Annotated in this window: 13 protein-coding genes and 1 tRNA gene; 5 read left to right on the top strand and 9 right to left on the bottom strand. The window is 72.7% G+C overall.

The window, feature by feature from the left end:
* Positions 1 to 89: 89 nt before the first annotated feature.
* From ACW14Y_RS30170 to ACW14Y_RS30160, 3 genes are all read right to left on the bottom strand, one after another.
* Complete coding sequence (locus ACW14Y_RS30170; protein WP_380306392.1) at positions 90 to 815, bottom strand: HAD-IA family hydrolase; 726 nt, start codon at positions 813 to 815, stop codon at positions 90 to 92.
* A gap of 267 nt (positions 816 to 1,082) precedes the next feature.
* Complete coding sequence (locus ACW14Y_RS30165; RefSeq protein WP_456984012.1) at positions 1,083 to 2,198, bottom strand: Gfo/Idh/MocA family protein; 1,116 nt, start codon at positions 2,196 to 2,198, stop codon at positions 1,083 to 1,085.
* 8 nt (positions 2,199 to 2,206) lie between these two features.
* Positions 2,207 to 3,373: a DegT/DnrJ/EryC1/StrS family aminotransferase gene (locus tag ACW14Y_RS30160; RefSeq protein ID WP_380437265.1), complete on the bottom strand. Its 1,167-nt coding sequence runs from the start codon at positions 3,371 to 3,373 to the stop codon at positions 2,207 to 2,209.
* 162 nt (positions 3,374 to 3,535) lie between these two features.
* Here ACW14Y_RS30160 and ACW14Y_RS30155 point away from each other — a divergent pair, with 162 nt between their 5' ends.
* Genes ACW14Y_RS30155 through ACW14Y_RS30140 form a run of 4 tightly spaced genes read left to right on the top strand, consistent with a single transcriptional unit; the run spans position 3,536 to position 6,915 of the window.
* Entirely contained in the window at positions 3,536 to 3,976 is a 441-nt protein-coding gene (locus ACW14Y_RS30155; RefSeq protein ID WP_030397945.1) for a type II 3-dehydroquinate dehydratase, read from the top strand.
* Positions 3,976 to 4,974: an ROK family protein gene (locus tag ACW14Y_RS30150; RefSeq protein WP_456984009.1), complete on the top strand. Its 999-nt coding sequence runs from the start codon at positions 3,976 to 3,978 to the stop codon at positions 4,972 to 4,974. The genes ACW14Y_RS30155 and ACW14Y_RS30150 overlap by 1 nt, the downstream gene beginning before the upstream one ends.
* A 47-nt stretch (positions 4,975 to 5,021) precedes the next feature.
* Positions 5,022 to 6,104, top strand: coding sequence for a 3-dehydroquinate synthase family protein (locus ACW14Y_RS30145; RefSeq protein ID WP_456984007.1), 1,083 nt, complete (start codon positions 5,022 to 5,024; stop codon positions 6,102 to 6,104).
* A gap of 1 nt (position 6,105) precedes the next feature.
* Positions 6,106 to 6,915 carry a shikimate dehydrogenase family protein gene (locus ACW14Y_RS30140; RefSeq protein ID WP_456984006.1) on the top strand — a complete coding sequence of 270 codons (810 nt, stop codon included), beginning with the start codon at positions 6,106 to 6,108 and terminating at the stop codon, positions 6,913 to 6,915.
* Positions 6,916 to 6,972: 57 nt separating this feature from the next.
* On the opposite strand, the gene ACW14Y_RS30135 is transcribed toward ACW14Y_RS30140, so the two are convergent.
* Both ACW14Y_RS30135 and ACW14Y_RS30130 read right to left on the bottom strand, forming a co-directional pair.
* Positions 6,973 to 7,662 (bottom strand): 8-oxoguanine DNA glycosylase OGG fold protein, encoded by a 690-nt coding sequence (locus ACW14Y_RS30135; RefSeq protein WP_456984005.1) that lies wholly within the window; start codon positions 7,660 to 7,662, stop codon positions 6,973 to 6,975.
* Positions 7,662 to 9,263, bottom strand: a complete 1,602-nt coding sequence (locus ACW14Y_RS30130; protein ID WP_456984004.1) for an endonuclease NucS domain-containing protein — start codon at positions 9,261 to 9,263, stop codon at positions 7,662 to 7,664. The genes ACW14Y_RS30135 and ACW14Y_RS30130 overlap by 1 nt, the downstream gene beginning before the upstream one ends.
* A gap of 620 nt (positions 9,264 to 9,883) precedes the next feature.
* Here ACW14Y_RS30130 and ACW14Y_RS30125 point away from each other — a divergent pair.
* A complete protein-coding gene (locus ACW14Y_RS30125; protein ID WP_380388057.1) occupies positions 9,884 to 10,489 on the top strand; it encodes a matrixin family metalloprotease in 606 nt (201 codons plus the stop codon).
* Between the two features lie 39 nt (positions 10,490 to 10,528).
* On the opposite strand, the gene ACW14Y_RS30120 is transcribed toward ACW14Y_RS30125, so the two are convergent.
* The 4 genes from ACW14Y_RS30120 to ACW14Y_RS30105 all read right to left on the bottom strand — a co-directional run bounded on the left by ACW14Y_RS30120 (position 10,529) and on the right by ACW14Y_RS30105 (position 13,902).
* On the bottom strand, positions 10,529 to 11,176 hold the full coding sequence (locus tag ACW14Y_RS30120; protein ID WP_456984003.1) for a hypothetical protein: 648 nt from the start codon (positions 11,174 to 11,176) through the stop codon (positions 10,529 to 10,531).
* The gene (locus ACW14Y_RS30115; protein WP_266273861.1) at positions 11,173 to 11,703 is read right to left on the bottom strand and encodes a SigE family RNA polymerase sigma factor; all 531 of its coding nucleotides are present in this window, start codon (positions 11,701 to 11,703) and stop codon (positions 11,173 to 11,175) included. Before ACW14Y_RS30115 ends, ACW14Y_RS30120 begins: the two co-directional genes overlap by 4 nt.
* 660 nt (positions 11,704 to 12,363) lie before the next feature.
* Positions 12,364 to 12,440, bottom strand: a tRNA-Pro gene (locus ACW14Y_RS30110).
* Between the two features lie 145 nt (positions 12,441 to 12,585).
* The gene (locus ACW14Y_RS30105; RefSeq protein ID WP_456984002.1) at positions 12,586 to 13,902 is read right to left on the bottom strand and encodes an MFS transporter; all 1,317 of its coding nucleotides are present in this window, start codon (positions 13,900 to 13,902) and stop codon (positions 12,586 to 12,588) included.
* Positions 13,903 to 13,961: the final 59 nt, after the last annotated feature.

The raw sequence follows: 13,961 nt of genomic DNA, 5'->3' as shown, positions 1-13,961 counted from the left end.
CCGGGCGTGAGCGCGGCGGGGCGGGGAGGGCAGCAGGGCGGACCGGCCCGGCCGGTGGGGCGGAGCGGGCGGTCCGGACTCGCGGCCGGTCAGTGGGCCGGGACGGGTTCGGGCAGCAGGGCGAGCAGGTCGAGCAGGTCGGCGGGTCGGCGCAGCACCGCATCGGGCCGTTCGGCGAGCAGCGCCGCCTCGTCGGTCTCGCCCCACAGCGCGGCGATCGCGCCGACCCCGGCGCCCCGGGCGCTCGCCAGGTCCGTGACGGCGTCGCCGACCATGACGGTCCGTTCGGCCGGCACGTCGAGCAGTTCCAGGGCTCGCAGCACGATGTCGGGCGCGGGCTTGGCCCGGGGGACCTCGTCGGAGCCGAGCACCTGGTCGAAGTGGTGCAGCAGGCCGAGCTGGTCGAGCAGCGAGCGGGCCCGGGGGCCGCTCTTGCCGGTGGCCACGGCCAGCCGGATGCCGCGCCGGTTGAGCTCGGTGAGCAGTTCCCGCGCCCCGGCGTGCACGGTGACCTCGGGGGCGAGGCGATAGCTCTCCCGGACGAAGGGCTCCTCCAGGGCGAGCGGCAGCCCCATGATCCGCATGATGTCCGGGAAGTAGCGGCCCAGGTGGCGGCTGTACTCCTCGAACGGCGGGTTGCCGTCGCCGACCACCTCCTCGTAGGCGGTGAGGAACGCCCGGCGCATCACGTCGAAGCTGTCGACGATGACGCCGTCGAGGTCGAAGACCACGGCGCGCAGGGGGAGGAAGGCGGCGAGCGCGTGGCCGTCGGGCCCGGTGGTCGGGGCGGTGGCTGCGGGCTGGTCGATCGGCATGGGATCTCCATGGGACGAGGGGCTGCCCGGACGGGTGACCGGGCCTGACGCCCCGGGGCCGACGGGATGGGCACGGCCTCCGGGGCCGGGGCGCGGGGCGGCTCGGGTCTCGCCGCGGCTCGGCCGGGAGCAGCGGTCGGACGGCGGGGAGCGGCGGAGAGCGGCTGGGAACGGCGGTGAGCGACTAGGAACGGCGGGCGGCGGGCGAGGGGACAACGGACAACGGAGAGCGGCTGGAAACGGCGGTCGGTCGGACGACGACGACGGTCAGACGACGAGCGCCGCGGCCTCGTCGGCGAGCCGGGGCCGCGGCGAGCGGGCCGCCGCGTAGAGCCGCTCGATGACCGAGATGGTGTGGTGGGCGCGGTTCACGGCGGCGCCGCGCGAGGCCGGGTCGGCGAGCAGGGCGGGCAGTTCGTCGAGCTGGCGCACGTACTCGGTGCCGACCCCCTCCCCGGGCAGCGGGACCTCGGTGGTGACGCCGTCGCGGGTCCGGGTGAGGCGCGGGACCCGACGGTTCGGGCTGAAGCCGAAGGTGCACTCCAGGGTCGCGGAACCGGTGGCGCCCTCCACCGTGATCCGGGTGGTGTCGACGGGCTCGTGGGAGGCCCAGCTCGCCCGCACCGCCACCGAGACGCCGGTGTCGGTGAGCAGGAAGCCGCGGGCGGTGTCCTCGACGTCGCCCGCGCCGTCCGGCCCCTCGGTGCCGCGCCAGCCGGCGCCGCGCCTGCCGTCGTTGACGAAGTCGGCGGAGAGCGAGCCGAGCACCGACGGGAACCGGACGTCGCCGCCGAGCACGGCCTGGGCCGTGTCCAGCAGGTGCCAGCCGAGGTCGACCAGGGCGCCGCCGCCGGAGAGCCGGCGGCTGGTGAACCACCCGCCGGCGTCGGGGACACCGCTGGCACGGACCCAGGCGAGGTCGACGTGGCGGATCGGGCCGAGGTCCGCCGCCAGTTCGGTGAGGGCGGCGACGTCCGGCCGGTAGCGGGCGGCGCTGCCCGCCAGCAGAACGGTCCCGCCGGCGCGTTCGGCGGCGGCCAGCCGGTCCGCCTCGGCGGCGCTGAGGCAGACCGGCTTCTCCAGGAACACCGGGATGCCGCGGGCGAGCAGCCGCTCCGCCACGGGGGTGTGCAGGTGGTTGGGCACCGCGACCACCGCGAGGTCGATGTCGGGGCCGAGCAGGTCGGCCTCGGCGAGGAGAGCGGCGCCGGGCGGCACGTGCTCCGCGGCGCCGGGGCCGGGCTCCACGACGGCGGTGACCCGGTAGGCCGGGTGGGCCGTCAGACGGGGCAGCCAGATGGTGCGGCCCGCCCAGCCGAGTCCGACGACGGCCACCCGCACCGGGGCGGCCGGACCGTCCGGCCCCCGTCCGGCGGTGCTCACCCGCGCGTTCACACCGCGGCCAGGGCGTCGGCGATGATCTGCGCGGTGTCCTCGATCGCCTGCTCGCTCGCGAGGAGGGTGCGGTGGTGCAGCCAGATGCCGTCGGCGGTGAGCGCCTCGCTGTTGGGGCAGGCCTTCGCCAGCGCGTCGACGGTGGTGTCGGGCGCGGCCGACTCCCAGAAGCCGTCCGAGCGGTAGATGGCGCGGAAGACCACGAACGCGGGCAGGCCGCGCGCGATCAGGTCGTCGACCAGGGCGTTGCGCCGGTCCTCGCCGAGGCCGGGGATCCGGAACATCGCCATGTAGTGCGGGACGCGGTCGGCCCGCTCGTCGTGGCCCTGCGGCACCACGCCGGGGATCTCCGTCAGCAGGCTCTTGAGCTGCTTGGAGCGCTCCTCGCGGACGCTGATCTGGCTGTCCAGGCGGGCGAGCTGGGCGCGCAGCACGCTCGCGGAGAACTCGTTGAGGCGGAAGTTGGAACCGGAGGTCTGGTGGTAGTACTTCCGGTCCGTCGGCGGGCGGCCGCAGCTGTGCCGCAGGAACGCCTCGTCGTACTGGGCGGTCTCCGGGAAGGTGACGGCGCCGCCCTCGCCGGCCGTCATCAGCTTGCCGTTCTGGAAGCTGAACGCGGCGATCGAGCCGAGCTCGCCGACCCGGCGGCCGCGCCAGCGGGCGCCGTGGGCGTGCGCGGCGTCCTGCACGATCGAGACGCCGGAGTCGGCGGCGAGCTTGTCGAGGGCGTCCAGGTCGGCGATCTGGCCGGCGATGTGGACCGGCATGATCGCGCGGGTCCGCGGGGTGATCGCGGCGGCCGCCGCCTCGGGGCTCAGGTTGTAGGTGTGGAGGTCGACGTCGACCGGCACCGCGGTGGCGCCGAGCCGCTGGGCGGCCTGGGAGGAGGAGATGAACGTGAACGCGGGCACGATGACCTCGGTGCCCGGGCCGACACCGAGCAGCTGGAGGGCGATCTCCAGCGCGTGGGTACCGTTGGTCACGGCGAGCGCCTTGGGGGCGCCGTGGTAGTCGGCGAACTCCTGCTCGAAGGTCTCGACCTCCTTGCCGCCCATCCGCCACCACTGGCCCTGCTCCAGCGCCCTGAGCAGTCCATCGCGCTCGGCCTCGTCGTACTGCGGCCAGACCGGGAACTCCGGGGCCTGACGTCCTTGGGCACTCATGATTCCGCGTTGCCTTTCCTGTAGGGGGACCGTGGAACGGCACGCTAACCCAGGAAATTCGGCCCGTCACCTCCCCTACGCACCCCCCTAGAAGGCCCTTGTCCTGCAGTTCGGCACCCATCTCCGGGGTTCGCCCGGGGAACTCGCTGCTATAACCGGAATATGAGCGAACTGCTATTGCTGAACGGTCCCAATCTCGGAATTCTCGGCCGCCGCGAACCGGAGGTCTACGGCACCGACACCCTGGCCGACATCGAGGCCGCGGTCGCCGCCGAGGTGGCCGGCCGGGGCTGGAAGGTGGTCTCGGTCCAGCGCGAGTCCGAGGGTCAGCTGATCGAGGCCGTGCAGGACGCCTGGGACGGCTCCGTCGGGGCGATCGTGAACCCGGGCGCGCTGATGATCGCCGGCTGGGGACTGCGTGACGCGCTCGCCGCCTATCCGCGGCCGTTCGTCGAGGTGCACCTCTCCAACGTCTGGGCGCGCGAGTCCTTCCGGCACGAGTCGGTACTGGCGCCGCTCGCCTCGGGCGTGATCGTCGGGCTCGGCGCGCTCGGCTACCGGCTGGCCGCGCAGGCGCTGCTGGCGAAGGTCCCGGCGTCCTGATGGGCCTCGCGACGGCGCAGGGCTCCACGCCTCAAGCCACGGCCCAGGCCCCGGTCGTGGCCCAGGCCCAGGCCCCGACGGCCGCCCGGGGCGTGCTCGGCATCGACATCGGCGGCACCAAGGTGGCGCTGCGCGCCGAGGACGGCCCGCCCGGCGGACCGGTCCGCGCCGAGGAAGCCGTGCTGCGCTGGCCCGGCGCCCGAGTGGCCGGCGCCTACGCCGACTGGACGGCGCTGGCCGGCACCGTCGCCGACCTGCGCGAGCGCTGGGAGGGCGACTTCGCGGCGGTCGGGGTGGCCGTGCCCGCGACCGTCGGCCCGGACGGCCGGGTGCTCGCCTGGCCGGGCCGCCCCGGCTGGCGCGGCTTCGACCTCGTCCCGGCACTGCGGCGGCTCTTCCCCACCGCGGCGCTGGCCTGGGCGGACGACGGCGATCTCGCCGCACTCGCCGAGGCGGTGCACGCCGGGTCCGGACATGTGGTCTACCTGGGTGTCGGGACGGGCGTCGGCGGCGGTGTCGTGCACGAGGGCGCGCCGCTGCCGGGCCCGGGACGCGGCTCCTGCGAGGCCGGACACCTGATCGTCGACCGCCGGGGCCCGGTCTGCGACTGCGGGCGGCGCGGCTGCCTGCAGGCCACCGCCTCCGGTCCGGCGACCCTGCGGCGCGCGGAACTGCTGCGCGGCGCGCCGGTCGAGTACGCGGAGCTGCGGACCGGGCTGGCCGAGGGCGCACCGTGGGCGGTGGAGGCCGTCGAGGAGACCTGTGCCGCGCTGGCGGCGGCGGCCGTCTCGTTCGGCGAACTGTTCCACCCCGAACTGACCGTACTGGGCGGCGGGTTCGCCGACGGGCTGCCCGGCTTCACGGCCCGGGTGGAGGCCCACGCCGCCGCGCTGGCCCGGCCCGGCGGCCCGGCCCTCGCGATCCGGCCGGCCGTGCTCGGCGGGCTCTCCTCGCTGCACGGCGCCCTCGCGCTGGCGCGACTGCAGTCCGCGCCCTGACGCCACTCCACCGAGCGTCACCACACCGACCACCCCTGGGAGCCGAGTTGACCACGACCGAAACCCCCGCCCCTTCCGCGACCCCCGTCCGCACGGACGGCGGGCTGCGACGCATCGACGTGGAACTGGGCGATCGCGGCTACCCGGTGCTGATCGGCCCCGGCGCCCGCCACCGGCTGGCCGGGGTGCTCGCCGGGATCGGCGCCCGCCGGGTCGCGGTGGTCAGCGCCCGGCCCGCAGAGTGGCTGCCCGACACCGGCCTCGACACCCTGGTGGTGGAGGCGAAGGACGGCGAGGAGGGCAAGTCCCTCGCCTGGGTGGCCGAACTGTGCAGCCGCTTCACCGCGTTCGGCCTGGGCCGGGCGGACGCCGTGGTCTCCGTCGGCGGCGGCACCACCACCGACGCGGTCGGCCTCGCCGCCGCGCTGTACCACCGGGGGGTGCCCGTGGTGCACCTGCCCACCTCCCTGCTGGCCCAGGTCGACGCGAGCGTCGGCGGCAAGACGGCGGTGAACCTCCCGGAGGGCAAGAACCTGGTGGGCGCGTACTGGCAGCCGTCCGCCGTGCTCTGCGACACCGACTACCTCAGCACCCTCCCGCCGCGCGAGCGCGTCAACGGCTACGGGGAGATCGCCCGCTGCCACTTCATCGGCGCCGGGGACCTCCGTCACCTGCCGCTGCCCGAGCAGATCGCCGCGAGCGTCGCCCGCAAGGCCGCCGTGGTGGCCGCCGACGAGCGCGATGCCGGGCTGCGGCACATCCTCAACTACGGCCACACCCTGGGCCACGCGCTGGAACGCGCCACCGACTTCCGGCTGCGCCACGGCGAGGCGGTCGGCATCGGCACGGTCTTCGCCGGCCGACTGGCGGGCGCGCTCGGCCGGATCGGCCCCGAGCGGGTCGCCGAGCACCACGAGGTGGTCGCCCACTACGGGCTGCCGACCGCGCTGCCGCCGGAGGCCGGCACCGGGGCACTGATCGCCCTGATGCGGCTGGACAAGAAGGCCGTCGACGGGCTCTCCTTCGTCCTGGACGGCCCGCGCGGCGCCGAACTCGTCAGCGACGTCCCCGAGTCAGTGGTCGCCCGCACCCTGGACACCATGCCGCGCGCCACCGCCGGGCAGGCCTGAGATGCCCCTTCCCCCCCACCTTCCTGTCTCCGGCCGCACCCGACTGTTCGCGGTACTCGGCGACCCGATCGCCCAGGCCAAGGCCCCCGCCCTGCTCAACCCGCTGTTCGCGGCGAGCGGCGTGGACGCCGTGCTCGTCCCCGTGCACGCCCCGGCGGACCGGCTGGACGAGATCGTGCGAGGGCTGAAGGCCGTCGCCAACCTGGACGGCCTGCTGGTCACCGTCCCGCACAAACTGGCGATGTGCGGGCACGCCGACGAACTCAGCGCCGCCGCCGCCCTGCTGGGCAGCACCAACGCCCTGCGCCGCGAACCGGACGGCCGCTGGTACGGCGACAACTTCGACGGCGCCGGCTTCGTCCGCGGCCTGACCGCCGCGGGCCACCCCCCGGCCGGCCTCCGCGTCGCCCTGGCCGGCGCCGGTGGCGCGGGCCTCGCCATCGCCGCCGCCCTCCTCACCGAAGGAGCCGCCGCCCTCACCGTCACCGACCCCGACCGCACCCGGGTCGACGCCCTCCTGGACCGACTCGGCCCCCACTGGCCCGGCCGCGTGACCACCGCCCCCCGCCCACCCACCGACACCGACCTCGCCGTCAACGCCACCCCCCTGGGCCTGACCCCGACCGACCCCCTCCCCTTCGACCCCACCCCCCTGGCCCCCGGCACCCTGGTCGCCGACATCATCATGACCCCCGCCGAAACCCCCCTCCTCCGCACCGCCACCACCCTCGGCCTCCCCACCCACCCCGGCCTCCCCATGCTCACCGAGCAACTCCCCCTCTACCGCACCTTCTTCCGCCTCCCGGAGTGAGCCCCACCGAACAGCCCGACCGCCGCCGACCGTCGCGCGCACAGCCACCGGTGACCGTCAGGATGCTTGCTTGCCGTGACGGAAGAGAGCCGCCTCGATCTGGTCGGGCCGAACGCCTCGTTGCCGTGCGAGGCTGTGAACGGCACCGAGGTACTGCCTGTACTGGTCCGTCCTCCAGCCGCTCACGGGCCACCCCTGATCGACGATCCCGAGCTCCTTGAGCCCCGTCGAGGCGACCCTGTCGAGGATGAGCGGACGGTGAGGCCCCGGCACGGCGTCGTCACCAGCGAAGTACAGCACCTTGGTGAAGAACGCCGGCCCCAGATGCGGGATCCTGTGGTCGTTGTTGAACGCCCAGTACGCCTCCGCCGCTCCCTTCTCGCGAAGTGCCGTCAGTGCCGCGCCGAGTCGCGCGTCCAACTCCGCAGCGGAGGTGTGGGCGAAGATCCGACCGCGGCGCCGGACCTCACGGACCTTGGTGCCCGTGCCCCACACCAATGCGGCAACGAGCAGGTGCCGGTCGGTCTCGGCCGTCGCAGCCCGGCCGGCGATGGAGAAGACGGTCCGCCGGTCGACACGCGGCCATCGCCCCACCCGCGGGCATTCGTCCAGTTCGGCCGGCCACCATGCGGCGTCGGGGAGCAGGGGGATCCAGCGGTCCCGGTCGAAGGGGATCGCCTGGCCGAGCACCGCGTCGAGACCCGGGACCGGGAAGTCGTCCGGCAACACCTTCGCACTGCCCACCATCAACGCCGTACATCCATGCAGCTGAGGTACTCGACACGGAGCGCATCGACTTCGTGGCGATGCGCGGCGAGAAAACCTCGGAGAGTCATGAGGTTCCCGTTGTAGCAGAGGCTCTGCCAAGCGGCAGTGAACTTCTCCGGATCGTCGGACGAAACGCGCATCGACTGCCCGTCCTCGACCAGCCAGAGTCCGCGTTCGTCCTCGGGAGCCGGGAATTCCGGGCCGTCACCAACAATCTCAAGCAGCACGTGACGCAAGCCCAGGAGACCGAGCAAGCCCTGGTCGTACTCCCAGGTGACACCGCCGTACCGAGTCGTCATCCACTTGATCGGGTCCCGGTACACCACATGGACCATGTCGAGAAGACCCGGAGCCCCGTAACCGTCCGCGCACAACATGCCCTGGACCACAGAACGGGTGCCGTCGGCGAACTCGGCAGTGGCAATGACACCCGGCTGCCACCGGTCCAGCTCGTCCGGCCAGCCGTGCACGATGGTCTGCACCAGATCACACGGGTTGTAGACGCGCAGCGTGACATCGACGTCGCCCGGCTGCCGCGCAACCCGCTCGAGCCATGCTCGCACGAGCGTCTCCCACTCCGGATTGCCGCCGAGGCTGTTCATGGCCTGCTCCACGAAGCTTCGCCAACGGGTGGCGATCCGCGGGTTGGCGGACCCGACGAACGTGACCTGACCGTCACCACGATCGTTGCCCGACAGCATGCGCAACCAGTCGCGTTCCTCGTGCACCCCGTTGGTCCCGGCGAACGCTCCAGTGCCCCGGTAGCCGGTGACCTCCCAGTCGGGGTCGGCCAGCAGATTGCCCAGCAGCCCGGGGTAAGCCGACTCCACATCCACGCAGCGAACGCGCGCATTGATCCCACACAGCGCCCGGTACTCGGCGGGGTGCCCCGTCGCGCAGGGGTCCGAGGAGCACTCGTCCTCTGCCGGCTCCAGGTCGACGTCCGCCGGCTCCACCGTACCGATGCCCAGATACAGCCCGTAGTGCGCGACAACGGCGTTCAGGGCGCCCACACGGTCGAAGTCCGCAGCCAGCAGGTTGGTTGCACCGACCTCAGCGGCGATCTGCCGGATCTGCCGCCATCCTCGGTCGCGTTCCCGGGGACTCGCGTAGAGGTAGATGCCGTGCACGGGCGTGATGTACCGCTCGGGCGACTCGGGCAGGAGCGCGACACGGTCGGCACTGAGCCGACCGTCGACACCCACGTGGAGCTCGTAGCCGCGAAGGTCATGGCTCCAGTCACGGGCCATGTTGCTCACCGGCACGAGCAGCTCCGACCAGTCGGTCGAAACGACGAGGGCGCGGATCCGGTCCGGGGCGAGCTGCTTGTCCCGCTGGAGCAGCTCCGCGTACTTCGCGATCTCGTGCAGCGCCTGACGCGAACTGGACCTCTCGCGCTTCAACTCGATGATCACCCAGAGCCCGTGCCGATCACGAGCGAGGATGTCGATCCGGCCCCTCGTCCCGAGTGGGGCGTCGCGCAGCGAGAACTCGCATCGGACCAGGCTCAATCCCGGCTCCAGAACTTCCAGTCGGGTTGCCAGGAGGTCCCTGAGCTCACTTTCGAGTAACGACGTCACCAGCGGAACAGTAGCGATGCGCACCGACACAGTACGGCGGGGACAGGTGGCGCGTCTGTCGAGCATGTCCAGCCCCCACCCCGCGACGCGCGGTGACGAGAACCAAGGGCGGGTCCACCGCGTCCACCGCGAGTCTGGCCGAAACGCGATCACGGTGAAGACACACCGAGCTGCATCCCTATAAACGGATATGGCTGGCAAGGCGCTTGTCGGCCGGAGCCGCGAGCTGGGCCTTCGTCAAATGTGCGACGCCGTTGCGTACACCCCTGCACTTCGAGAAGCGGCCAAGTTGCCGAACAGCCCCCGGCACTGCGATCTGTGCGTGCAAAGATCCCTCTCAGTCTGAACACATGTTCGGACACAAAGGGGGACTTATGCCTGTCAAACGGACTCTCGTCACGGCAGCCGCAACAGTACTGGCGGCCGCCACTGTCGTCCTGTCACCCGCTCAGAGCGCCTTCGCAGGGGAGGGGCCCGCGCCGGGGCCGCGCCCCGTAACTCCCGCCGCGCCGACGCCTGCTCCCGGGCCCCCGACTCCGGGCGTCCCGACGGAGGTACACGTCGAGTACCGGACCGCGGACGGCGTCACCCACGGTGCGAACTACCTGGCCGCACCGGGCGTGAGCGCCGATCAGCTGTACAAGCAGCTGAAGGCCACAGGCGTCAAGGGCCTGATCGACCCCAGCACGGTCAGCACGGCCGCCGCGAGTCCCTCCCTGGTCGCAAGCGGGTCCTGCGGGTACGGGACCGCCAGCAACATCGCCGCCACGTGCCCGCCCCTGACCTGGGCACGCAACGGATACACCAACCCGCAGATCTACTACAACGACCGCACCGGTGCCGGCTGGCCCGTGGGCACGGTCATCACCGAGTGGAACCAGTCCCCGAACATCCATGTCGCCCGGGCGACCGGAGGCTGCCCGGGCTACAGCGGCACCCACTGCGTGGACGTGTCCGAGGACTACTACGGTACGAACGGATGGCTGGCCCTGACCACCTACAACTGGGACGGGAACAGCCACTTCGTCGACGGCTCGGTCTCGATCCAGTACAACGACTCCTACACGTCCAACCACCAGGCCGTGGCCTGCCACGAGACCGGCCACGCCTTCGGCATGGGCCACAACGACTCGACGGGCAGCTGCCTGTACTGGCAGGACCCCCAGGCCACCTGGCCCAACAACGACGACTACAACGAGGTCGTGCACCAGCTCTACCCCCGTTGACGCCCCCTGGGGCGGTGCCCGCCGGGCACCGCCCCAGGTTCACGCGCAGAGCGGTGCGTCGGCCACGGCCCGCAACGCGGCCGGCTCTCCAAGGTAGCCGGGCGCCTCGAACCGGGCCGTGTCCGCCCCCGTGACCGTCACATAGCCGGGCACCACCAGTGGAGCGGAGTTCGGCCCGTGGACTCCCGGCAGCCCCGGTGGCAGTAGCACCTCGCCCTGCGCCTGCCAGACCCTCCCCGAGAACCACAGGTACCGCGCCCCGCAATGGACGCCCCAGTCGAACGGATACGCCTGGCCCAGCACCGGACTACCGGGCTGGGCCGGCGGACCGGCGGTATCCACCTCGCGGCGGACCAGCGCCGCTGCCGGTGCGGAGGCGGAGGCGGAGGCGGAGGCAGAGGCCACCGCCGAGGCCGTCGGTTCTGCGACTGCAACCGAGGCCGCTGGGTCCGCAGCCGCCGGCACCGGTCGGCGTTCGTCCGGCGCGGACCGAGACCCGGACAGTACGCCCACCACCACCGCACACGCCACGACGGCCGTGACCGCACCGACCACCCGCACCCGACGACGGCGCCGCCCACGCTCCACCACCTCGCGCACCGGCGCCGGCACCGGAACCTGCTGGTCCGCCAACCCCCTTAGACCCGAACGGAGTTCTTCCTGCTCCCGGCCCTCGAAGTCGTTCATTCCTGGTCCCTCCTTGCGCGTCCGGACAGTTCCACCCGTCCGCGGATCCGGTCCAGCGCCCTGCTCGTCCTGGATTTGACCGTCCCCACCGAACACCCCAGCAACTGCGCGACCTGCTCCACACTCAGATCCTCGTAGAACCTGAGGACCAGAACCGTGCGCTGCGCGGCGGGCAGCGCGGCAAGAGCGCGCTCCAGATCCACCAGGTCTCCCCAACGCTGTGCGGGGTCCTGGGCCTGCCCCTGCTCCCGGGGACTGCGGTGGGGAATCTCTCGGTACCAGTGCCTCCGACGCCACGTGGCATGGACGTTGACAAGGGTCCTGCGGGCGTAGGCCGCCGGGTTGTCCCACGTACCGGAACGCCCCCAGGACATGTAGATCCGCAGCAGGGCGCTCTGAGCCAAGTCCTGTGCGGCGTGCGGGTCCCCGGTCAGCAGCCTGGCGGTGCGCAGCATCGCCGGATGGACATCGTGGGCGAAACGGCTGAAGTCCGCTTCCCGTTCGGAAGGCGAGTCCCGCACTGGCATCCCTCCCGCAGGTCGTGTCGTCATGTCGTTCTACTGGACAACCTGGGAGTCCGAGCAGGTTCCCTCCGCCCGACAGGAGAACTGACCGCCCGAGCCGGGGCGGGAAGACGGGCCGCAGCAACAAGGGGACTCCCGTCGCCGAGGGGCCTCCACGAGCCCGGTGCCGCGTACGGGCTGTGGGCAGGGGGCGTTCCATCGCCGCCCTTGCACCTGCCTGCTGCCCGGTCCGTCGACGGCTGCGGAGACGAGCCCCTGGTCCGTACCGGGCCACGGACTACCGCCCAGCAGCCGGCCGTCGGCATTCCGAACCGCTCCGGCCACCGTGGCCGACAAGCAACCGAGCCTCCCGGCTCACAGCCGGCACCCGCCAATCGCGGCCCGTCGCGACAGATGACCCAGCAGGTCCCCACCAGTACGCCCGCTGCCCACAGAACCGATCCCGCTCACGCCCCGAAGTGCCGACCGGCCAACGATCGGGGGCATGCGGATTCCCGGACCAATGAACAAATGCCCCGTCACAACCGGATCGGAGGGGCCAGACCTGCGGAAACGCGCTCAGCAAAGTGACGTGAACGAGCGTTCACGACCACCTTGCGGCCACCAAAGGAAAAGACCGTCCTCATCATTTCGATGAGAACGGCCTCCGACCTGCGTAAACGCTGGTCGGGACGACAGGATTTGAACCTGCGACCCCTTGACCCCCAGTCAAGTGCGCTACCAAGCTGCGCCACGTCCCGTGGTCTCGTGGCCCGGGCTGAGCCTGGGGGGCTCGGCTTCGGGTTTCTCGACCTTGTCGGCCGGTTCTCCCGGCGACGTGGAAAACAATACAGCACGTCGGGGGGTGCTCGCTGCAGGGTTGTCGCGGGGTGAGTGGGGTGGGGGTCAGGGGGTGGGGTGGCGGGCGTCGTAGCGGAGGAAGGCGGGGCGGCGGGCGGCGAGGAGGAGGATGGCGGCGACGCAGGCGAGGCCGCCGCTCACGACGGAGACGGTCGGGCTGGTGAGGGAGGCGACGGCGCCGGACTCGAAGTCGCCGAGGCGGGGGCCGCCGGCGACGATCACGATGAAGACGCCCTGGAGGCGGCCGCGCATCTCGTCGGGGGCGGCGACCTGCATCATCGTGTTGCGGAAGATCATGCTGATGGTGTCGGCGCAGCCGGCGGCGGCGAGCAGGAGGAGGCCGAGCCAGAGGTTGCGGGCCAGGCCGAAGGCGGCGATGGCGAGGCCCCAGGCGGCGACGGCGGTCATGACGGCGGCGCCCTGGCGGTGGATGCGGCCGACCCAGCCGGAGAAGAGGGCGCCGGCCAGGGCGCCGACGGCGGGGGCCGCGGCGAGCAGGCCGACGGTGCGGGCGTCGCCGCCGTAGAAGGTGACGGCGAGGGCCGGGAAGAGGGCGCGCGGCATGCCGAAGATCATCGCGGCGAGGTCGGCGAGGAAGCTGGTGCGCAGGTTGGGCTGCTCGCGCAGGAAGCGGAGGCCGTCGAGGACGGAGGCACGGCCCTTGCGTTCGCCGAGCGGGCGCATGGCGGGCAGGCGCCACATCGCGTAGAGGGTGGCGCCGAAGGCGACGGTGTCGACCAGGTAGGCGGCCTGGACCCCGTAGGCGCCGATGAGGACGCCGCCGATCATGGGGCCGACGGTGAGGCCGAGGTTCATGCTGACGGTGTTCAGGGCGTTGGCGGCGGGGAGCCGCTCGGCGGGGACGAGGCGCGGGATCATCGCCGAACGGGCGGGCGAGGCGAGCGCGAAGAAGGCGGCCTGGAGGGCCACCGCGGCGTAGAGGACCGCGACGAGGCCGAGGCCCGCGATCGCCTGGGCGGCCAGGACGGTGGAGACGACGGCGAGGCCGGCCGAGCCGATCAGGCCGAGGCGGCGGCGGTCGGCGGTGTCGGCGATGGCGCCGCCGTAGAGGCCGAAGGCGATCAGCGGGACCAGCGAGAAGAGGCCGACCAGGCCGGTGGCGAAGGTGGAGCCCGTCAGGTCATAGACCTGGACGGAGACGGCGACGGCCGTCATCTGCTGGCCTACGGAGGAGATGGACTGGCCGAACCACACCCGCCGGTAGTCGGCGTGGTAGCGCAACGGGCTGAGGTCGGCGAAGGCTCCCCGGGCCAGCCGCCGGTAGCGGGACCGCGGCGGCGCGGAGGACTGGGCAGAGGACTGGGCAGAGGACTGGGCGGAGGTCGGAACGGAGGGCTGCACGGGGGCCGGGACGGGGACCGGGACGGGGACCGGGACGGGGACCGGCGGCGCGTCTCCGT

The sequence above is a fragment of the Kitasatospora sp. cg17-2 genome (assembly GCF_054031055.1).
Note: the sequence above shows the minus strand (reverse complement) of the source record. Positions and strands in the feature narration are given on the sequence as shown.

Excerpts from the sequence above, each read along its gene's own strand:
- ACW14Y_RS30170 (WP_380306392.1), bottom strand. The coding sequence starts at position 815 with ATGCCGATCGACCAGCCCGCAGCCACCGCCCCGACCACCGGGCCCGAC.
- ACW14Y_RS30160 (WP_380437265.1), bottom strand. The coding sequence starts at position 3,373 with ATGAGTGCCCAAGGACGTCAGGCCCCGGAGTTCCCGGTCTGGCCGCAG.
- ACW14Y_RS30155 (WP_030397945.1), top strand. The coding sequence starts at position 3,536 with ATGAGCGAACTGCTATTGCTGAACGGTCCCAATCTCGGAATTCTCGGC.
- ACW14Y_RS30150 (WP_456984009.1), top strand. The coding sequence starts at position 3,976 with ATGGGCCTCGCGACGGCGCAGGGCTCCACGCCTCAAGCCACGGCCCAG.
- ACW14Y_RS30140 (WP_456984006.1), top strand. The coding sequence starts at position 6,106 with ATGCCCCTTCCCCCCCACCTTCCTGTCTCCGGCCGCACCCGACTGTTC.
- ACW14Y_RS30135 (WP_456984005.1), bottom strand. The coding sequence starts at position 7,662 with ATGGTGGGCAGTGCGAAGGTGTTGCCGGACGACTTCCCGGTCCCGGGT.
- ACW14Y_RS30120 (WP_456984003.1), bottom strand. The coding sequence starts at position 11,176 with ATGAACGACTTCGAGGGCCGGGAGCAGGAAGAACTCCGTTCGGGTCTA.
- ACW14Y_RS30115 (WP_266273861.1), bottom strand. The coding sequence starts at position 11,703 with ATGCCAGTGCGGGACTCGCCTTCCGAACGGGAAGCGGACTTCAGCCGT.